A 16,841-nucleotide genomic window follows, 5' to 3' on the forward strand; every position below is an offset into this window, starting at 1 on the left:
CCTTATTTTAACTCTATGATCTGAATCTCCGGGTTCGAAAGCGTTACCTGCTTTCTTTCCGGATTCCAAATATAAATAATCAATCGGGATTCTTCGCTGAGAAAATGCTTTGCGGCATAAGGATAATGCAATTGGAAGTGCCCGGCATTCTCTCCGTGATACCACCGCAGGTTCTGATATTCGTAACGCAGGTTCTGTCCGGAAGCATCGTTTGTTGAAACAACCGCGTTGAAATCGTTGAGTCCTTTCGGGGTTTTCGCATCCGCTTTCAGGTTGATCTGGATCGTTTTGTTGCGCCAGGACGTTTTCACCGGGCCGTCGTAAAATAAGATGTACTCGGCGTTGGTTTGCCGCTGTTTCCCGATGGAATCAAACAAGGGCACCTTTTCAAACGCTTGCTTTCGGCGCAGTGCCACATAATTATTCGCCGGGTCTTCTGCCGTTATGCGGTATTCACTGAAATCAACTCCTTCAAGGTAAGCTTTCTTCGTTAAAATCAAATCGGCGGTTGGAGAAAAGGTTTCCTGAACGGCTGCAATGTGTTTTGTTTTCCGGACCGGATTCCGGCGTTCGAAAAAGGAATAAGTCAACTGCATGATCGGGCAGACCGTGACTGTTTCGTCTGCTTTCAGTCCAGTCACCGCACGGGTGTAGAATGCCTGGCTCATACGGTCATCTGGCGAGAAAACCGAGGTATTTAAATTCAATTTTGCGATAAATCCGATCGGGAAGAAAAGCAGCACCAGCAGGAAATACTTTGAAAGCTTATACTGTGCAAAAAGAACGGTAAATGCCAGAATGCTCAGCGGAACCAGGTACATGGCCGCACGGTCTTCCGGGTAATTGACCTTCATCACTTTTGCCATAAACAGGATGGCGAGGATGTTTCCTCCCACAAGCATGCACAGCCAGAACGAACTTCCGGAGAGGAAACGCAAAATCGGTTCTTTTTTCCATTGCAGGAAGAAGATGACTGCTCCGGCCATTCCGATGAGGACGTATACAATCCGCAGCCAGTCTGCATCCAGGAAGAGGACATAGCGCGAAAGCGTTTTTCCGGTGACCCACCAAAGTCCATCCAAACTGCCGTAATAAAGTGCTCCGGCTTCTTTCAGTGCAAAAGTAAACTGGATAAGCGGAATCAACGAATAACAGAAAACAATGACCAGGAATGCGTGGAAAACGAGTGCTTTGATGCCAAGTTTCCGGGAATGCAGCAGGGTGATGAACACCACGTAGCATAGAATCATCAGGGTAGAAACCAGGTAAGTGAGGTTGGAAAGAACCGCTAAATACAAAAACAACAGCAACAGGATAAAATGCCCGGTGTGGTGGTCTTTGAGCCAGAGATACAACTGAAGCAACGCCGCCATAAAGAAGCCGATTGCCAGTCCGTAGCCGCGGGTATAACTGAAATAGTCAAAAATCCACGGGATGGTATTTAGCGCAACGAAACAGAGTTCTCCCCAAAGTCCGAGGTTTAAAGAACGGGTAAGTTTGCGGCTCGACCAAAAATAGAGGCAGAAACACAACACTGCGGGAAGCCGGAACAGGAAAAAATGCTCGCCGAACCAGCGGTAGGAGAGATTCCCCAGCCAGCTGTTCAGCAAATGATTGTTGGCATCCATCAACGAGCGCCCATCCTTGATTTCACCGGTTTCGATGTAGTGAAAATAAGTCGCTACTTCGTCGTGAAGCGGATCCGTCATCCAGGCTCTGAGTACGGCATAAACCAGCAGTGCGAGGAACAATCCCCAGGTTGCGATGCGTATATAGGAGTTTTTTTGCGTCAAAATAGTACTAGTTAATTCGGCTTACTAAATTATCGGAACTTTTGGTTATTCGCAGTATTTTAACACGAATCGCCCGGAGATTGACCGGTTTCAGGTCGTCATTGTAAAAACGGATGTGCAGCAACGTATCTTCGGGCAAAACAGCCGTCAGGTGATTCGGGTAGTGGAACCGGTAGTTGGTTCTTCTGCCGAAATACCAGTTGAAGCGCGTATTGTCCGTTCTTCTGAGTTCTCCCGCTTTGTTTTCAATTTCGTGCCTTAAATTCAATTCCAGGGTGTAATTTTCCAGTTGCACGACACCGTCGATTTCGGTTTGAATCCATTGATTTCGGTACGGTTCAAGATCGAAACTCACTACCGGAATCGCTTGTATGTTGTCTTGAACGAACGGAATCAGTGTGTCGAGAAGAATTTCTTTGTGGAAACTACCCGTTCGTTTGTAAAGTCGTGTTTTACTAACCGGATCAGTCAGAATGCAGGTATATCCAGCCCAATTCAACTCTTCGATCCAGGAAATGTGGTAATCACCGCGTGACATGGTATCGTTGGGTTGCAAATCACTTGCAAGATGTGGAATCCGTTCCTGCCGGGAAAGGTAAGCGTAACTTGCCTGGGAAACGTAATCTGCCGATATACAGGCATCTGCAGGGATTTTTTGCAGCATTTCCCGGTAAAAACGGCGGTGAATGCGGTCTTCGGGTGAGAAAACGGAAGTGTTCAGGTTTAGTTTGAACAGGAAAGAAAGTGGAAACCAAAGCAACAGGAAAGCGGAATGCACCAGCCACCGGTTTCGCTGCACACTGAATGCAAACGATAAGATGAAGAAGGGAACGAGGTACATTCCAACACGATCCATCGGATAATTAACATTCAGAACACGGGAACTGATTTCGATGCTAATGAGGTTGAGAATAAGAGCTGCCGGAATCCACCACGTCGGGTCGGTGAGTACTTTTTTGAACCCTTCCTGTTTCCAGCGGATGAACAACGAGAATATGATCAGCAGAATAATCCCGATAATCCCGTATTTCAGCCAGTTTTCATTTGAAAAGAGCACATTCCTGCAGATGGATTTCCCGGTTACTTCCCAAAGCCCTTCTTTACTTCCCCACCACAGCGCACCGGCTTTTTTCAGTTTGTTGATGTAAATGTAAACCGGAACGAGAAATGCGATGAAAAACAAGGTAGCTACCCAGAATCCGAACAGTTGCTTTTTGTTCATCAACCGGAAAGACCATACGGAATAAAAAATCAGAAAGAAAAGGAGAATCACAAGCGGAATCAGCAAGCTCAGGTTGCAAAGTAAAGCCAGCAAAAAGCAAAAAATAACGGCAATATAACTTCGAACCCGGAATGTTTCAAGCCAGTTTTGAATGGCACAGAAAGAAAACAGCAAAAAAGCCAGTGAGGGTCCGTAGCCCCTGGAAAAAGAGAAATAATCAAAAATCCAGTGAACGGAGAGCAATGCCGCAAAGACCAGGAACGAATACCGGATTCCGGATTTCAGCAGTAATTTCCGGGCTGCAAAAAAGTAAATAGGGAAGGTGCTCATCGCAAAGAGACGGTAAGCCATGAAATGATCCCCGAAAAGCCTGAAAAACTGGTGTGATACCAGGGAATTAAGCACATGGTTATTGGCATCCATTGCTGCACCCCGACCGGGAAGATAGCCGGTTTGGATATACCAATACAACGTTGCCAGTTCGTCAAAGAGTGGTTCAACAAACCAGGCTCTCAAGACGATATAGGTCATTAGGCATAAAAAAAGTGGCCATATCAGCCACTTATTATCTAGTCGAAAAAAGGTCATTGTCTGCTTCTGACAGTGCGTTGTTCGATGCGTTTTTCAAATTTTTCGCCCTGGAAAATGCGTTGTACAAAAATTCCGGGCGTGTGAATGAAGTTCGGATCCAGTTCACCTGCAGGAACCAGTTCTTCAACTTCTGCCACGGTGATTTTTCCGGCCATGGCCATCATCGGGTTAAAATTGCGGGCAGTTGCTTTAAACACCAGGTTTCCTTCTGTGTCACCTTTCCATGCTTTTACAATGGCAAAATCAGCCGTCAAAGCACTTTCCAGGATGTGTGGTTTCCCGTTGAATTCGCGCACTTCTTTTCCTTCTGCTACTTCTGTTCCGTAACCTGCAGGAGTGAAGAATGCCGGAATTCCTGCGCCACCTGCGCGGCAACGTTCAGCCAGAGAGCCTTGGGGAATCAGTTCCACTTCCAGTTCGCCGGAAAGCATTTGGCGCTCAAATTCTTCGTTTTCTCCCACATAAGAAGAAATCATTTTCTTAACCTGTCTGTTTTGCAGCAACAATCCCAGTCCGAAATCATCTACACCGGCGTTGTTTGAAATACATGTCAGACCTTTGGTTCCCATTTTCACCAATTGTGCAATGGAATTTTCAGGAATCCCGCATAGGCCGAATCCTCCGACCATCAAGGTCATGTTATCTTCAATCCCGATCAGGGCTTCTTCTACGTTTTTTACAACTTTGTTCATAGTTAAAAAGATATGTCTGGTGGAAGAACATTTGTCGAATCGGCGACGACCGGATCGATTTCCACACCGGTGAGCGTAAAGACGGAGTTATCAAAGTTCTTCGGAACTTCAAAATCCGTGGTCGATATGGCTATTTTAGGATCTTTGTAGATTTTATTCATGTAATAACCGTAGATCGGTAGTGCGGTTCGTGCACCCTGACCTTGTTCGGTACTTCTGAAACGCACGCCGCGGTCTTCAGCACCAACCCAAACACCTGTTGCCAGATCCGGAGTCAGTCCCACGAACCATCCGTCGGAGTTGTTTTGGGTTGTACCTGTTTTTGCTGCTGTCGGGTAAGGAATGTTTCCATACTCGGAACCTCCGCGCAATCTGCTGGCAGTACCTCCCTGAACAACGCCTTTCATCATTTTCAACACGGTGTAAGCTACATTTTCGTTCATGGCTTCTTTCGTGATGCTTTTCGCACTGTAAATCACGTGTCCGGAACGATCCTCGATGCGCAGAATGCTGGTCGGCTTATTGAAAATTCCTTTGTTGACAAACGTAGCCTGCGCACCGATCAATTCGTAAAGTGATAAGTCCATAGAACCGAGACACATTGCCGGAACGACATCCAGGTCGCGCAGCTCGATATCCATATCACGCATCAGTTTGGCAACCGTTTTTGGTCCGGCCAAAGCTCCCATCTGCTTCATGACGTAAACAGCGACGTTGTTTTTAGACAACGCAAGTCCTTTCTGAATGGAGATCGTACCACCGTTTCCGCTTCCGTCGGAGTTTCTCGGACACCATTGTCCGTCCGGGTTTCCGTTCGGATCGTACAAATCCACACAGTATGAAATGTTCGGGATCACCAACCCGGGTTTAATCACGTTCATTGTAATGCCAGCAGCGTAAACAAATGGTTTGATGGTAGAACCAACCTGGCGTTTACCCAGTTTCACGTGATCGTATGCAAAATGGTCGATGTTTGCTCCACCTACCCATGCTTTGATGAACCCGGTACTCGGTTCGATTGAAACCAACCCGGCCTGCAGGAACGATTTGTAATAACGCATGGAATCCATTGGAGTCATTACGGTGTCTCTTTCGCCGTTCCAGCTGAACACACGCATCTGAACGGGTTCGTTGAATGAACGTCTGATTTCTTCTTCCGATAAACCGGCTTCGCTCAGGTTTCTGTAGCGGTCTGAACGGCGCATGGACGCGTCCAGGATGCTTTTCACTTCCGCATCGGAAAGTGAATTGGAGAACGGCCAGTTTTTCGCCGATTTGTTGTTTCGGTCAAACTGTGGCTGCAATGTTTCTTTCAAATGTCTTTCCAATGCATATTCGGCATGTGCCTGCATGTCTGCATTCAAAGTGGTGTAGATGCGGAGACCATCTCTGTAGATGTCATACGGAAGCCCGTCCTCCCGCTTGTAAACCAGTGAACCGTCTGCTTTTTTCGTGTTCAACAGTGCTGTTACTTCGTTTCGAAGTGATTCCCGGAAGTACGGAGCGATTCCGCGCTTGTGATCCACGATCTGGTAATCGGTTACCAGCGGTTTTTTGCTCAGTTTATCGTATTCTTCCTGTGTCAGTTTCTGGCGCAAGGCATCGTTTCCTTCGTTGGAATTTTTCAGCCACTGCATCAATACCTGGTTGCGTCTGGTCAATGCGCGTAAACTGTCTGCTGCCCGTGCATCCGCAATTTCTTTTGCGGTAATGGATTCCGGGCTTACCTCTTTGTCGCGCGCAAGGGAAATGCGGTAATTTTTAATCTTGAAAGTGTACGGGTTGTAAAGGCCCGGATTTTTACACATCCCCACCAGCATAGCTGCTTCTTCCATGTTTAGCTGAGCCGGCTTTTTGTTGAAGTAAACCTTGGAAGCATTCGAAATTCCAACTGCGTTGTACAAGAAATCGAACTGGTTCAGGTACATTGTAATGATTTCTTCTTTGGTGAATCGTGCTTCCAAACGCGTGGCAATAATATTTTCACGTGCTTTTTCGTTCAGACGCGACCACATCCGCCCGATTCTCCCGGAAGATCCGGATTCGACTGCTTCGCCGTTTGCTCTGGCAAGTTCTTGTCGTTCGCGTAATTGGAGGGTGTAAAGCTGTTTTGCAAGCTGTTGGGTAATCGTAGAAGCACCTCCGGCTCCACCCACATTGATGATTGCACGACCGATTGCACGGAAATCTACCCCGGAGTGATCGTGAAAACGTTCATCTTCCGTTGCAATCAAAGCATCGGTTACGTACGGACTGATATTGCGGTATTCTACCGAAGTCCGGTTGATTTTCCAGTATCTTCCCAGTTCCGTTTCACCGTCGTCTGCGATGATCACGGAAGCCAATAATTCCGGCGGATTGTCCAGCATTGCAACAGGCGGAAGGTTGTCTTCCGACTGAAACAACAACAAAGCCGCTACGAAATAAAGCGGAAATGTAGCGATTAGCCAGTAAGCAATGGTTGCTCTTTTATGTTCTTTCGGTGAAAAAGACGCAGCGGTTGGTCCTTTACTTTTTTGTGCCATACGACTCATTTGAATGGTAAAAATAGCGAAATCCGGTTCGCGCAACAAATATCGATATTCCAAAGGAATAGTTCTTATCCTTTACAGATACTTTCTAACAAAAAAATGCTAAAAAGAATGGGTGATTGATTGGGGGTTAAAAAGATAGGGTCGCAATGCATTGCGACCCTATCTTTTTCTTGTTTTATATTCCCGAAGGAAGCAGTTTTTCTTTTGCTGAACTGCTTTAACGTTTGTTTCAATTCAAAAGATTGATCCTCTGAGTTGAACCGCGCTAACGCTTCTTAAACGGAAGATTTCTCTGTGAGAGCTGCTCTAACGTTTGCTCTGTTATCAAAAGTGTTACTTTTTCTTATTATGCTCTTTGATGTAATTCTCGATTGCTGCGGTCATGCTCGGAGCATTCGGCATCGGTGCGTGAACATCCAGTCGGAGGTTGTTTTTCACCACTGCGTTTGCTGTCGTTGGCCCGAAAGCGGCGATTAACGTTTTGTTTTGCTTGAAATCAGGGAAGTTTTTAAACAAACTTTCAATTCCTCCCGGACTGAAGAAAACAAGCATATCGTAGTACACATCTTCCAGATCACTCAAATCTGAAGCCACTGTTCTGTAAAGCATAGCTTTCGTGAACGGAATTTTCGCTTCTTCCAGGGTCATCGGGATTTTATCGCGCAGGATGTCCGTACATGGAAGCAGGAATTTTTCTCCTTTGTGTTTTTTGATCGGATCAATCAGGTCTTCAATGGTTTGTTTTCCAAAGAAAATCTTGCGTTTACGATACGTTACATATTTTTGAAGATACAAAGCGACTGCTTCCGAAATACAGAAGTACTTCATGGTATCCGGAACTTCGAAACGAATTTCTTCTGCGATGCGGAAAAAATGGTCAACTGCCGTTTTTGACGTTAAAATAACAGCCGTGTGCTCTTTAAAATCAATTTTATGAGTGCGGAATTCCTGAACAGAAACTCCTTCCACGTGAATAAAAGGTCTGAAATCAATTTTCAGCTTGTACTTTTCGGCCAAATCAAAATACGGAGACTTGTCGCCTTCTGGTTTCGGTTGAGAAACCAATATTGTCTTAATACTCAAGGTTTAATTTTGTTTTAGCGTTCAACATATACTAACCTATCCAACTTGAAATTTCACCCTTGAATACCAGTTTCATGACAATCAAAAGAGGTAAAATTTCGAGGGTCCAAAGGTACAAAATAATATAATACCACGCTACACCCATTTGGAAGACGTGATAAAAACCACGAATCATGCGTAAAACAGCAAAGAATAAAAAGGTTCCGGCAACTATCAATTTCGATTGTGCCATGAACTCCGGCTGAAAATAGATGAAGAAAAACTCGATCAGGATAACGATTCCGGCTGTTTGGGCCATCGTAAGCGTGAGCTGGTTCACTTCCAGAATGATCTCCCGCAGACCGGTAATGGTTCCGGCAAGCGATACAATGAACACGTGGTAAAAAAGCAGGATTGCCGGGAAGGCCGTGAGAACAATCGTCTGCCAGGTATTGAAATCGGTGAGTGAAAAATGGTTGTACCAATAAATGCAGACACCGCTGATAATAATGTATTGTACTACCAGGAAAACAGAAGTGAGTGTATTCTCGCGGATTCCGTTCTTATATTGTTCGGAAATGCTCTGGAAGAAAAAAGTAGTCTGTCCCAATACCGAAAAAACCTCGCGCTGTCTCAAACGGGCTGCAGATACCAGCAACAGACAGAAAACCAGTGCTGCAATGATGATGTAGGAATAATGCGTGCTTCTTTCCGTGAGGACCATCGCCTCATTGGAACCGGAACCCGAAAAGATTTGCGCACTGAACAACATGAATTGAAATAAGATTCGAACGCAAAGGTACTATTATCATTTCTATTTTGGATGAAGCTTTAAAGAGTATTGGTCTTTAGTTCTTTGCGTCCTTCGCTCCTTTGCGTTTTAAAGAGAAGTTCACATCGATAAAAAATTTTGAATGCATTCGCCTGAATGATTCTATTCAACTTATATTCATGAAAGTATGTTTGGTGCAAGCTAAGTGTGTGCCTCTATTTTTATTCATTCACTGATTTGATTACATTTGCATCGCAAATTGAAAAAAAACTCAAATGAAGTCTGATTTATATTCTCATCCGGACTACCTGTTAATGGATGAATTGCTTACGGATGAGCAAAAACTGGTACGTGACGCAGCTCGTGCGTGGGTGAAAAAAGAGGTTTCCCCAATCATTGATGAACACTACGAAAAGGCAACTTTTCCAATGCATTTGTTGAAAGGATTGGGTGAAATCGGTGCTTTTGGACCTTATATTCCTGAAGAATACGGTGGACCGGGTCTGGATCAGATTTCATACGGATTGATCATGCAGGAATTGGAGCGTTGTGACTCCGGACTGCGTTCAACTGCTTCCGTGCAAAGTTCATTGGTGATGTACCCGATCTGGAAATACGGAACCGAAGAGCAAAAAATGAAGTACCTGCCGAAACTGGCTACCGGTGAAATGATGGGATGTTTCGGTTTGACCGAACCGGATCACGGATCAAACCCGGGAGGAATGATTACCAACTTCAAAGATATGGGTGATCATTACCTGTTGAACGGAGCAAAAATGTGGATTTCCAATGCGCCGTTTGCAGATATCGCTGTAGTTTGGGCGAAAGATGAATCAGGACGTATCCACGGATTGGTTGTAGAGCGCGGAATGGAAGGATTCTCGACTCCTGAAATGCACGGAAAATTGTCTCTTCGCGCTTCTGCTACCGGAGAGTTGATCTTCGACAATGTGAAAGTTCCGAAAGAAAACCTGCTTCCGGGCCGTTCAGGTTTGGGTGCGCCGTTAAGCTGTTTGGATTCTGCACGTTTCGGAATTGCATGGGGAGCTTTGGGTGCAGCGATGGATTGCTACGACCAGGCTTTGAGATATTCCAAAGAAAGAACACAGTTTAACGTTCCGATCGGTGCGTTCCAGTTGACTCAAAAGAAATTGGCTGAAATGATCACAGAGATCACGAAAGCACAATTCATCACCTTGCGTGTAGGTCAATTGAGAAATGAAGGAAGAGCAACTTCTGCGATGATTTCCATGATCAAGAGAAACAACGTAGAGATTGCTTTGAACATCGCTCGTGAGGCTCGTCAGATTCACGGAGGAATGGGTATTACCAGCGAATACTCCATGATGCGCCACATGGCAAATCTGGAATCCGTTGTGACGTACGAAGGAACACACGATATCCATTTGCTGATCACAGGTATGGATGTAACGGGAATTTCTGCATTCACACGCGAAATGCCGGATTTGAAATAAGAAAAATCTTTTTTGAAAAATAGGATGAAAGCCTTCGGATTCCGGAGGCTTTCGTTTTTAGTAATCAACTTGAAATCTAAATCAGTAAGAGAATGATGATACATGAAACGCTGGATTCCGTTGCCAGAACAACCGGTTCGGCAAGAAATCTGGAAGGTGCAGGAGGAATCCTGGTTTTGGGAATCCTTTCCATTCCTCTTTCCGGGGGTTTTGTCGGATTAATATTGGCGTATATGGCGCTTTCCCGGTCTAAAAGCGCATTGAATCTTTATAAAGACTACCCCGATCAGTATACCGATAGTTCATATCGCAAAGTAAAAGCGGGAAGAACCTGCGCGATTGTGAGTTTAGCACTTTGGGGTCTTGCTTTTTTGATCGTTCTGATTGCTACCGGAATGAGTTAATTCCATTGGATCAACGCGCCGGTCACCATCGCATCCTCGAAGGATTTGCGTAAGTGCTCCAGTTTCTGAATCGCCACGAGGTCACCGTCGAGCGCTTTTTGCTTCGTTTTGTAATATTGATCCAGGCCGTGGCCAAAAACGTCCTGTTCCAGGATGTTCTTGATTTCGCCGATGCGACCGTTGACACCGATCAGAAAGTGCTCGATTTCGCCTAATTCATTTAGCTCGTCATCTGTGAGGTCTTTGCTCTTCAGAAGCTTGGAATACCGGGGCAGTAAAACGCCAAGCAGATCGATGAATCGATCTAATTCCTTCTGAATGGCTGCCTGTTGTTCTTTGAATCCCATATGAGAAAAATAGACCTTTTTATCATACGGTAAAAATTTAAAGCGTTTTTTAACATTTCTCAAAAGACTTGGTGTTTAAACGCTTGTGTGCCTGTAATAAGTGCTTCGGAGAAGGTTTTAAAAAATTAGGTGAACACGGGTTTTTGGATTCAGGTTCTTTCCAAACGGGGAAAGTTTGAGCCGTCTGAATTTTAGGACAAAACAATGGCTAATTTTGCAACATGGCCGGCTGTTATATCCATATTCCTTTCTGTGCTCAGAAATGCAGTTACTGCGATTTTCATTTCTCTACGGATCATTCGTACCAGGATGAAATGGTGAATGCCTTGTGCCGGGAACTGGAATTGAGAGCACACGATTGGAAATCGGAAGTTTTTGAAACGATCTATTTCGGTGGAGGAACCCCGAGTGTGCTCACGGAAGAACAACTCAACCGGATCATTCAGCAGGTGCGCCGCTTTTATGCCGTTTCGGAAACCGTGGAAATTACACTGGAGTGCAACCCGGATGATTGCAGCCCGGAACAGCTGCAGCGTTGGAAAGAGTTGGGAGTAACGCGCCTAAGTATGGGGATTCAGTCGTTTGATGAGGAACAGCTCCGCTGGATGAACCGGAGCCATACCGCTGCCGAAAGCAGAAGTGCCGTTGTGAATGCCAAACGAACCGGTTTCGACGAATTGAGCCTGGACCTGATTTATGGTTTACCCAACCTGACACTGGAGGACTGGAAAAACCAGATCCGCGAGATTGTCACTCTGAACCCGGAACACATTTCGGCCTACTGCCTTACGGTGGAAGACAAAACAGCACTATCCAAATGGGTGGCGGAAGGCAAGATTGCGATTTCGAATGTGGATCAGCAGTCGGAGCAGTTTGAGCTGTTGGTTTCGGAATTGAAGCAGGCGGGATATGAGCAGTATGAAATTTCGAATTTTGCCCGGAATGAACATTATTCCAAACACAATACGTCGTACTGGAAAGGAATGAAATACCTGGGAATCGGCCCGTCGGCCCACGGTTACAACCTGAAAGAACGCTACTGGAATAAGGCGAATAACCGTGTTTATCTTTCGGAACTGAGAAAGGGAAACTTGCCGGAAACCATGGAAGTACTTTCGGAGCAAGATCGTTTTAACGAGTTGGTGATGATCGGACTGCGTACCAAATGGGGTGTTTCGAAGAGCGAACTTTTTGCAACGGTGCAGCCGGAAGCGGAATGGTTTCAGATCGTAAAGGGTTACGAACAGGGAAAAATGCTCGTTGAAACAGCAGATTCGTTCGTGTTGACAGAAGCTGGAAGGTTATTGGCAGATGCGATAGCGTCAGACCTCTTTATAATTACGAATTCCTAATGCCAAGTTCCGAATTGAAAAGTATGCTGAGCGGAGTCGAAGTAACTTTTCAATTGTCCATTCTCAATTCTCAATGATCCAGGGTTTCTAATCCAAATTGACAGCGGAAGTCTTCGCGGTTCTTTTTCTCGAAGAATTGATGTTTGCTGATGGTAACGAGGTCTTCGCGATCCGGTCGTTCGTGGAACAAATGATACTGAATGGTTCGGAAGCGGGTGGAGCGGGGTTCGAGTCCGGCTTTTTTTGCGCGGAACTCAATGTCGGTATCTTCCCCGAAGCCGGGATTGGTGTATGTTTCGTCGAAACCGTTTAATAGAATCAGGTCGCTTTTGTACCAGCTCATATTGCAGCCCAGAAGATGTCCTTTACCTTTCTTCGCAAAACCGGGGAGGAAAAAGCTTTCTTCCACACGGATGCTTTTGTTGCGGATCATTTCCCCAAAAGATGGAGTGGTTAGCAAACCTTTCCGGATTTTCTGTGACGTTTTCGGATCTAAGTCCACTCTTCTCCCGATACAGAAACGCCCTTTTTGTACTACCAGGATGTGTTGCTGGATGAATCGCGGATGCAGGACACAGTCGCCGTCGATAAAGATGAGTTTGTCAGTGGAAGAAGCTTTGATTGCCTTGTTGAGCATTTTATTCTTTAAAAAGCCCAGATCCGGCTGCTGGATGTGTTTGATGCGGATGGATGCGCTGTATTTTTGGATCAGTTCATCAAAGCAAGGATCCTCGCAATCTTGTGAAACAATTACCTCGATGTCTTTTTCAACCTGGATCAATACGGATTTCAAAATAGCTTCCAAAGCCTCTGCATCCTTGTAAACGGAGATAATTAATGTTGCTTTCACGTGCCAAAGATAGAAAATTAACATTTAGTATTTAGTAACCTTTTGAGAGAGCTTCGAATGAAGCGGTGCCGACCGTGTATTTTTGCGTCATGCAGTTCCTTTATACCAGTTTGGTTTTTATTTTCCTTTCATTCCAGTCTTTCGGCCAGGGGATTACCATTTTGATTGATCCCGGTCACGGTGGTTCTGATCCCGGTCATGAATCAACAGACAAGAATGTTCCTTCAGAAAAGGATTTGGCTTTGAAAATTGCCTTGAAGTTTGGTGGGTACCTGAGTGAAAAACTGGAAAATGTAACCGTGCTCTATACCCGCACGGATGATACGTATCCTACGCTGGACGAGCGGGTGGAAATGGCCAATGCCAAAAAAGTAGATTACTTTATTTCGATCCACATCAACGGAAGTCCGAATCCGGATATCAAAGGAACCGAATCACACGTGCATTCGTTTACCGCCCGGGGATCTGTGAAGCTGGCCCGGTCATTTGAGAACGAATTTAAATCACGTGCCGGAAGAAAGTCGCGGGGTGTCAAAGATTCGGACGACCGGGAGCATACGCTGCAGGTACTCAAGTTTACCCAGATGACGAGTGTGTTGGTCGAGTGCGGGTTCATCACAAACAAATCGGAGGCGAATTATTTGAATACGGCCCAGGGGCAGGAAATCATCGCCTCGGCATTGTTTCGCGGTATGCGGGCGCATTTGCAGGAGACACACAAAGATATTTCCTTTACCAAAAAAGGAGCTTCGGCTTCAACGAGCTCCGATTCGGATGCATCCAGCGGAAAAAAATACAGTGTTCAGATCATGAGTTCGAAGGAATGGCTCGATACCGAAAAGGGTGGATTTAAGAACCTGAAGCATGCTGTGAGCCGCACACAGGTATCTCAAACCGGTTACCGGTACAAGTATTTTTCCGGAAGTTTCACTTCAAAGAGCGAAGCAGATGCTTACTGCGAGGAGGTGAAGAAAAAGGGTTTCCCCGATTCAATTGTGGTTGAACGAAAGAATTAACACGAAATGTATTACTTTTGTGACGAAACACACTTGAACACATTAATTTACCATAAAGAATATGGCAACTGTTTTTGAAACACGCTTAATTGGAAATATTGGAAAAGATGCTGTCGTTAAACAAATGGAACGCGGTGTCATTGCAATTAATTTTCCGGTTGCGCACAATAAGAATTGGCGCGATAAGCGTACCGGAGAAGCAAGAACCAAAACGACTTGGGTAAATTGCACGATCTGGAAGAAAGAAGGAGCGAACATGCGCATCCTGGATTTTTTAAAGAAAGGTGCACTGGTGGAACTGGTGGGTACGCCGTTTGCGAAATCCTTTTCACAAGAAGACGGAACTTTCCGCTCTGAAATCCGTTTGAATGTTTCCCGCACGAATATTTTACGTCCTGCAAAATGCGAAGATGAATTGTTGTTTGATATGATCGATGACAACGAATCTCCGTGTGAAGAGGAAGGATGTGACTCCGGACTGGATGATTTCACGTTAACGGAAGATGATTTTTAGCGCTGAAAGTCAGGCTGGTACTGAAAAAGATTAAAATTTATTTCATTTTTTTTCGAAAAATGCGTGCAAAAGAGAATTCTTTGTCTATCTTTGCAATCGCAAAAGCGAAATTCCTCCTTAGCTCAGTTGGTTAGAGCATCTGACTGTTAATCAGAGGGTCTCAGGTTCAAGTCCTGAAGGGGGAGCGAAAAAAGAGCGTGATTACTCACGCTCTTTTTCTTTTTATACTCTTTTCTAAAAATAGAGTTGAATAATGTAGACTATTTCTGAAATAGCCTGTAAGATGAAAGATTGTTTTATTTTATTAAATGTAGTTTCTTGGGGAGATAGCTAAAATCAACTTGACCTTTACCGAGCCATGAGATGCCGAAGAAAACTAGAGCAATTGCCTCAAGACAAAAAACAGGGTTACAGTTGTCTAACCATCTGAAAGATCCCTCTATCCAAACACTATATACGAAAATCAAGGCAAGTGATGAAAGCATCATGTAACCGCATAAAAGGAATAATTTATGCTGCTTTTTCAGACCAAATGAAACTTGATCGGCTGTCCTCCTGAAATTGACCATAGACATAATTGCCAAACAGATAAAAAAGAGTGAAGCCATAGTGAAATGAATATAACCCGTGCATTCACTACTCAAAAAAACTCTCAGATTATCGGTGATACATTCTTCTGAGCTAGTAGGAAAAACAACTACACCTAAAGCAAAAATCCCTGTCAAATTGGTTAAAGCATTGTCTGATAACCCTTTTTCTCCTCTTCTTTTTTTATGTCCTTTGTAGCAGAACATAAATAGCGCTACTGCGATTAAAACGCCTGTAAACAGCTCTCCGGCAGTACTATAATAATAATGACTAATAGAGGATTTCCACTGATTTCCAGATTTATACACCATCGAGCATTTCGGATTTATGAAAAATGCTCGATTCAAAACATTGAACCGATTGATCAAGAAGTTAACTATGAGAAGTGTAAATGGTAGAGATACTCCTAGCCATCCAATGGTTTTTCTTAACCGAAGGTAGGAAATGATGGCTACTCCGTCATTGGTAGAGCCAGTCTCGTTATTTTTCGTGTTCATAAGTTGTTGATTTTGTTTAGTTTGATGTAAATCTAATGGATTGGATATTACGAGGAAACCGTATTTATACGGGTTTTGTATTGAGAAAAATCACGTCTGTAATTCACTAATATTATTATTGGAATTTCGATGCCTGAGCAAACAATCCCATTCTTTCGGAAAATGTTAAAATAAAAAGGAGCAGTCTTTTTGTAGTAATAAATCCCTACTTTCGCCAACGATTTTCAAAGAATCAACTGCAACTTGAGAATTTTAACCATCATAGTATTCCTTCTTACCACCTGGATCGTCTCTTGTCAAGAAGACAGTTTGACCCGAATGCCTCTTTTTCATCTTGGAGCAGTGAACATTGATCTTGGAGCCAATGCGGGTGTTCAATCGAACTTTTTGGATAAGCGTGGCCGGATGAATCATTTTGTGGAGGTTTCCACGTCGTTTCAGTATAAAAACCTGCCCCTTACCTTCCAGGGAAGACTCTCCGATGAGAAATACATTTCCGGAAAACCCAGCTACTTTCGGTTGAGCTACGATGCCGCTGCAAAATACCGCATGCGCAAGGCAGAACTCGAGCATGAGATCGGGGATCTGAACACCGGGATCGGCGATATCGACAAAAACATTTACGGCCTGGAAGGAAAACTGGGCTACCTGGATTTTCTGCTCCAGCAGTACAAAGCGTGGAAAACAAAGAAAGATGCCGCCGCAAAAGCCGGTCTTCCGGATCTGAACACACCGACCATCGGGATGCCCGATCTGAACAAGCCGGAGGTGAACCTGGATAAACCGGATGTGAAAACACCGGGTTTGAATGGTTTGAAGCTTCCTGAAAAAGGAGCAATTGATTTCGATCACCTGAACCTGGATTCCATCAACCAATTGATCTCAAACTATAACCTGAACATCGATCAGTGGAGCAATAAGAAAGACAGTCTTCAGCAGCTCAAGGAACTCAAGCTCTCGGATCTGAATGCCTTGAACCTAAGAAAACCCAATGGATTTTTGGATGGAATCAAGCGTTTCGATTTGGGACTCACTTCGCTTTCGGGGGGAAAGATGTCCAACAGCAGTGTTCCGATCCAGGGCCTCCGCATGAAGGGAACCTGGAGGAAATACTTCTACGATGCCGCTGCCG

At 44.7% G+C, this 16,841-nt stretch carries 15 protein-coding genes and 1 tRNA gene; 7 read left to right on the top strand and 9 right to left on the bottom strand.

The window, feature by feature from the left end:
• Window positions 1–2: 2 nt before the first annotated feature.
• The 6 genes from ABDV94_RS19725 to ABDV94_RS19750 form a co-directional block, all read right to left on the bottom strand.
• Window positions 3–1,793, bottom strand: a complete 1,791-nt coding sequence (locus ABDV94_RS19725; RefSeq protein ID WP_343748946.1) for a hypothetical protein — start codon at window positions 1,791–1,793, stop codon at window positions 3–5.
• Window positions 1,794–1,800: 7 nt separating this feature from the next.
• The gene (locus tag ABDV94_RS19730) at window positions 1,801–3,546 is read right to left on the bottom strand and encodes a hypothetical protein (RefSeq protein ID WP_343748947.1); all 1,746 of its coding nucleotides are present in this window, start codon (window positions 3,544–3,546) and stop codon (window positions 1,801–1,803) included.
• Between the two features lie 53 nt (window positions 3,547–3,599).
• The gene (locus ABDV94_RS19735) at window positions 3,600–4,298 is read right to left on the bottom strand and encodes a CoA transferase subunit A (protein WP_343748948.1); all 699 of its coding nucleotides are present in this window, start codon (window positions 4,296–4,298) and stop codon (window positions 3,600–3,602) included.
• A 2-nt stretch (window positions 4,299–4,300) separates the two neighbouring features.
• Entirely contained in the window at window positions 4,301–6,823 is a 2,523-nt protein-coding gene (locus tag ABDV94_RS19740) for a transglycosylase domain-containing protein (protein WP_343748949.1), read from the bottom strand.
• Between the two features lie 342 nt (window positions 6,824–7,165).
• Window positions 7,166–7,915: a uroporphyrinogen-III synthase gene (locus tag ABDV94_RS19745; RefSeq protein WP_343748950.1), complete on the bottom strand. Its 750-nt coding sequence runs from the start codon at window positions 7,913–7,915 to the stop codon at window positions 7,166–7,168.
• Between the two features lie 31 nt (window positions 7,916–7,946).
• Window positions 7,947–8,666, bottom strand: coding sequence for a DUF4271 domain-containing protein (locus tag ABDV94_RS19750; RefSeq protein WP_343748951.1), 720 nt, complete (start codon window positions 8,664–8,666; stop codon window positions 7,947–7,949).
• Between the two features lie 275 nt (window positions 8,667–8,941).
• On the opposite strand from ABDV94_RS19750, the gene ABDV94_RS19755 reads away from it, so the two are divergent.
• On the top strand, window positions 8,942–10,141 hold the full coding sequence (locus ABDV94_RS19755) for an acyl-CoA dehydrogenase family protein (protein ID WP_343748952.1): 1,200 nt from the start codon (window positions 8,942–8,944) through the stop codon (window positions 10,139–10,141).
• A 92-nt stretch (window positions 10,142–10,233) separates the two neighbouring features.
• Complete coding sequence (locus tag ABDV94_RS19760; protein WP_343748953.1) at window positions 10,234–10,545, top strand: hypothetical protein; 312 nt, start codon at window positions 10,234–10,236, stop codon at window positions 10,543–10,545.
• Here the strand turns inward: ABDV94_RS19760 and ABDV94_RS19765 are convergent.
• The gene (locus tag ABDV94_RS19765) at window positions 10,542–10,892 is read right to left on the bottom strand and encodes a hypothetical protein (protein ID WP_343748954.1); all 351 of its coding nucleotides are present in this window, start codon (window positions 10,890–10,892) and stop codon (window positions 10,542–10,544) included. The two genes, ABDV94_RS19760 and ABDV94_RS19765, sit on opposite strands and share 4 nt — an antisense overlap.
• A gap of 221 nt (window positions 10,893–11,113) precedes the next feature.
• Between ABDV94_RS19765 and hemW the strand changes: the two genes are divergently transcribed.
• A complete protein-coding gene (gene hemW, locus ABDV94_RS19770; RefSeq protein ID WP_343748955.1) occupies window positions 11,114–12,244 on the top strand; it encodes a radical SAM family heme chaperone HemW in 1,131 nt (376 codons plus the stop codon).
• A 70-nt stretch (window positions 12,245–12,314) separates the two neighbouring features.
• Here hemW and ABDV94_RS19775 read toward each other — a convergent pair whose 3' ends face one another.
• Window positions 12,315–13,094, bottom strand: coding sequence for a glycosyltransferase (locus ABDV94_RS19775; RefSeq protein WP_343748956.1), 780 nt, complete (start codon window positions 13,092–13,094; stop codon window positions 12,315–12,317).
• A gap of 89 nt (window positions 13,095–13,183) precedes the next feature.
• Here ABDV94_RS19775 and ABDV94_RS19780 point away from each other — a divergent pair, with 89 nt between their 5' ends.
• The 3 genes from ABDV94_RS19780 to ABDV94_RS19790 all read left to right on the top strand — a co-directional run bounded on the left by ABDV94_RS19780 (window position 13,184) and on the right by ABDV94_RS19790 (window position 14,809).
• Window positions 13,184–14,110, top strand: a complete 927-nt coding sequence (locus ABDV94_RS19780) for an N-acetylmuramoyl-L-alanine amidase (RefSeq protein WP_343748957.1) — start codon at window positions 13,184–13,186, stop codon at window positions 14,108–14,110.
• Between the two features lie 61 nt (window positions 14,111–14,171).
• Window positions 14,172–14,624, top strand: a complete 453-nt coding sequence (locus tag ABDV94_RS19785; RefSeq protein ID WP_343748958.1) for a single-stranded DNA-binding protein — start codon at window positions 14,172–14,174, stop codon at window positions 14,622–14,624.
• Window positions 14,625–14,735: 111 nt separating this feature from the next.
• Window positions 14,736–14,809: transfer RNA gene (locus ABDV94_RS19790), tRNA-Asn, on the top strand.
• 111 nt (window positions 14,810–14,920) lie between these two features.
• On the opposite strand, the gene ABDV94_RS19795 is transcribed toward ABDV94_RS19790, so the two are convergent.
• Window positions 14,921–15,709 carry a DUF998 domain-containing protein gene (locus tag ABDV94_RS19795; protein ID WP_343748959.1) on the bottom strand — a complete coding sequence of 263 codons (789 nt, stop codon included), beginning with the start codon at window positions 15,707–15,709 and terminating at the stop codon, window positions 14,921–14,923.
• A gap of 342 nt (window positions 15,710–16,051) precedes the next feature.
• Here ABDV94_RS19795 and ABDV94_RS19800 point away from each other — a divergent pair.
• Window positions 16,052–16,841: hypothetical protein (locus tag ABDV94_RS19800; RefSeq protein WP_343748960.1), on the top strand; the 790-nt coding region annotated here is incomplete at its 3' end.

Source organism: Fluviicola sp. (assembly GCF_039596355.1).
Taxonomy (GTDB): Bacteria; Bacteroidota; Bacteroidia; order Flavobacteriales_D; family Crocinitomicaceae; genus Fluviicola.

Excerpts from the sequence above, each read along its gene's own strand:
- ABDV94_RS19730 (WP_343748947.1), bottom strand. The coding sequence starts at position 3,546 with ATGACCTATATCGTCTTGAGAGCCTGGTTTGTTGAACCACTCTTTGAC.
- ABDV94_RS19735 (WP_343748948.1), bottom strand. The coding sequence starts at position 4,298 with ATGAACAAAGTTGTAAAAAACGTAGAAGAAGCCCTGATCGGGATTGAA.
- ABDV94_RS19740 (WP_343748949.1), bottom strand. The coding sequence starts at position 6,823 with ATGGCACAAAAAAGTAAAGGACCAACCGCTGCGTCTTTTTCACCGAAA.
- ABDV94_RS19750 (WP_343748951.1), bottom strand. The coding sequence starts at position 8,666 with ATGTTGTTCAGTGCGCAAATCTTTTCGGGTTCCGGTTCCAATGAGGCG.
- ABDV94_RS19755 (WP_343748952.1), top strand. The coding sequence starts at position 8,942 with ATGAAGTCTGATTTATATTCTCATCCGGACTACCTGTTAATGGATGAA.
- ABDV94_RS19760 (WP_343748953.1), top strand. The coding sequence starts at position 10,234 with ATGATGATACATGAAACGCTGGATTCCGTTGCCAGAACAACCGGTTCG.
- ABDV94_RS19765 (WP_343748954.1), bottom strand. The coding sequence starts at position 10,892 with ATGGGATTCAAAGAACAACAGGCAGCCATTCAGAAGGAATTAGATCGA.
- hemW (WP_343748955.1), top strand. The coding sequence starts at position 11,114 with ATGGCCGGCTGTTATATCCATATTCCTTTCTGTGCTCAGAAATGCAGT.
- ABDV94_RS19780 (WP_343748957.1), top strand. The coding sequence starts at position 13,184 with ATGCAGTTCCTTTATACCAGTTTGGTTTTTATTTTCCTTTCATTCCAG.
- ABDV94_RS19785 (WP_343748958.1), top strand. The coding sequence starts at position 14,172 with ATGGCAACTGTTTTTGAAACACGCTTAATTGGAAATATTGGAAAAGAT.
- ABDV94_RS19795 (WP_343748959.1), bottom strand. The coding sequence starts at position 15,709 with ATGAACACGAAAAATAACGAGACTGGCTCTACCAATGACGGAGTAGCC.